This is a genomic window from Azospirillum formosense (assembly GCF_013340925.1).
GTDB lineage: Bacteria > Pseudomonadota > Alphaproteobacteria > Azospirillales > Azospirillaceae > Azospirillum > Azospirillum formosense.
On record NZ_WHOR01000444.1, the window covers coordinates 1 to 2467 of the forward strand.

A 2467-nucleotide genomic window follows, 5' to 3' on the forward strand; every position below is an offset into this window, starting at 1 on the left:
GGGGCCCCGTGGGCGCGGGTGCCGTCCGCGCGGACCCCTCGGGGGGGGGGTGTGCCCTGGACGGTGCGGGGGCCGGTCGGGCGGGCGAGGGCCGACGCCGGGGGTGGGCGCGGGGCGGTGGCCGCCTCCGCCGTCACCGCGCTCCGGCCGACCCCGCGGCCCGCCGCCACCCCGCCCGCCCCCATCACCACCATGGCGAACGCCATCCGCGCGCTGTCCATGGACGCGGTGGAGGCCGCGAAGTCCGGCCACCCCGGCATGCCGATGGGCATGGCCGACGTGGCCACGGTGCTGTTCACGCGCTTCCTGAAGTTCAACCCGAAGCAGCCGGCCTGGGCCGACCGCGACCGCTTCATCCTGTCGGCCGGCCACGGCTCGATGCTGATCTATTCGCTGGGCTACCTGACCGGCTACGAGCGGATGACCATCGACGAGCTGAAGCGCTTCCGCCAGCTCGGCAGCCTGACCCCGGGCCACCCCGAGGTCGATCCGTCGCTCGGCATCGAGATGACCACCGGCCCGCTGGGCCAGGGCGTCTCCACCGCCGTCGGCTTCGCCCTGGCGGAGCGCATCACCAACGCCCGCTTCGGCGACGACCTGATCAACCACTTCACCTACGTCATCGCCTCGGACGGCGACCTGATGGAGGGCGTCAGCCACGAGGCCTGCTCGCTGGCCGGCCATCTTGGGCTGAACCGCCTGATCGTGCTGTGGGACGACAACCACATCTCCATCGACGGCTCGACCGACCTCAGCTTCACCGACGACACGCCGGCCCGCTTCCGCTCCTACGGCTGGAACACGGCGGCCGTCGACGGCCACGATCCGGAAGCCGTCGCCAAGGCCATCGAGGCCGCGCAGTCCTCCGACAAGCCGACGCTGATCGCCTGCCGCACCATCATCGGCAAGGGCGCCCCGAACAAGGCCAACACCCACGGCTGCCACGGCTCGCCGCTGGGCGCCGACGAGGTGGCCGCCACCCGTGAGAATCTCGGCTGGCCGCACGAGGCCTTCGTCGTGCCGCAGGACGTGCTGGACGCCTGGCGCGCCGCCGGCGCCCGCGCCGACGCCGCCTACGCCGACTGGGCGGAGCGCGTCGCGGCGCTCGACCCCTCCGCCCGCAAGGCGTTCGAGGCGGCCATGGACCGCGGCGTCCCCGCCGGCCTGGACGAGCTGATCGCCGCCTTCAAGAAGAAGGTGTCGGAGGACAAGCCGAGCTGGGCGACCCGCGTCGCCTCGGGCAACGTGCTCGACATCCTGGTCCCGGCGGTGCCGGAGATGATCGGCGGCTCCGCCGACCTGACCCCGTCGAACAACACCAAGGCGAAGAACACCGCCGATGTGAAGGGCCGCGGCGAGTTCAACGGCCGCTACGTCCGCTACGGCGTGCGCGAGCACGGCATGGCCACCGTCATGAACGGCATGGCGCTGCACGGCGGCGTCATTCCCTACGGCGGCACCTTCATGCAGTTCGCCGATTACTGCCGCCCGTCGATCCGCCTGGCCGCGCTGATGAAGCAGCGCTCGATCTTCGTGATGACCCACGACTCGATCGGCCTCGGCGAGGATGGCCCGACCCACCAGCCGGTGGAGCATCTGGCCGCTCTGCGCGCCATTCCGAACCTGCTCACCCTGCGCCCGGCCGACGCCGTGGAGACCGCGGAGTGCTGGCAGATCGCGCTGGAGCGCGTCAACGGCCCGTCCGTCCTGGCGCTGACCCGCCAGAACGTGCCGACCCTGCGCACCGAGCACGCGGCGGAGAACCGCTCCGCCCGCGGCGGCTACGTGATTCTGGAGGCGGAGGGCGAGCGCAAGGTGACGCTGCTCGCCACCGGCTCGGAAGTCTCGCTGGCCGCCGAGGCCCGCAAGGCGCTGCAGGCCGAGGGCATCGGCGCCGCCGTGGTGTCGATCCCGAGCTTCGAGCTGTTCGAGGCGCAGGACGACGCCTACAAGGCTTCCGTTCTCGGCAGCGGCGTGCGCGTCGCGGTCGAGGCCGCCATCCGCCAGGGCTGGGACCGCTGGCTCGGCTATCCGGGCGCCACGGCCGTCGCCTTCGTCGGCATGAGCGGCTTCGGCGAGTCGGCTCCCTATCAGGAACTCTACAAGCACTTCGGCATTACCGCCGAGGCCGTGGTCGCCGCGGCGAAGGCGCGCCTGTAAAAGAGCGAGCGTTCGCGGGATCGGGCTCCGGGCCGACGGTCCGGGGCTGACAATTGCCGCCCCGGACCACACATCCGGGGCCGGGAGTTACCGCCCCAAGCCGGATGGTTCGGGGTCGGGGAATGCCAGACTGGAGGAAAAACAATGGCTGTTCGGGTAGCGATCAACGGTTTTGGCCGTATCGGCCGTCTGGTTCTGCGGGCCATCTACGAGAGCGGCCGCAACGACGTGGAGGTCGTGGCGATCAACGACCTGGCCGACCTCAAGGCCAACGCCCACCTGCTGAAGTACGACAGCGTCCACGGCC

General features: G+C 71.4%; 3 protein-coding genes. 2 read left to right on the plus strand and 1 reads right to left on the minus strand.

Features of this window, described 5'->3' with window-relative positions; genetic code table 11:
* Positions 1-206: hypothetical protein (locus GBZ26_RS30035; protein WP_211105009.1), on the minus strand; the 206-nt coding region annotated here is incomplete at its 3' end.
* On the opposite strand from GBZ26_RS30035, the gene tkt reads away from it, so the two are divergent.
* Together tkt and GBZ26_RS28775 are read left to right on the plus strand one after the other, a co-directional pair.
* The gene (tkt, locus tag GBZ26_RS28770) at positions 193-2160 is read left to right on the plus strand and encodes a transketolase (protein ID WP_174441719.1); all 1968 of its coding nucleotides are present in this window, start codon (positions 193-195) and stop codon (positions 2158-2160) included. The genes GBZ26_RS30035 and tkt overlap by 14 nt on opposite strands.
* 144 nt (positions 2161-2304) lie before the next feature.
* Positions 2305-2467 (plus strand): glyceraldehyde 3-phosphate dehydrogenase NAD-binding domain-containing protein (locus GBZ26_RS28775; protein ID WP_282184372.1); only part of this gene is annotated, 163 nt, incomplete at its 3' end.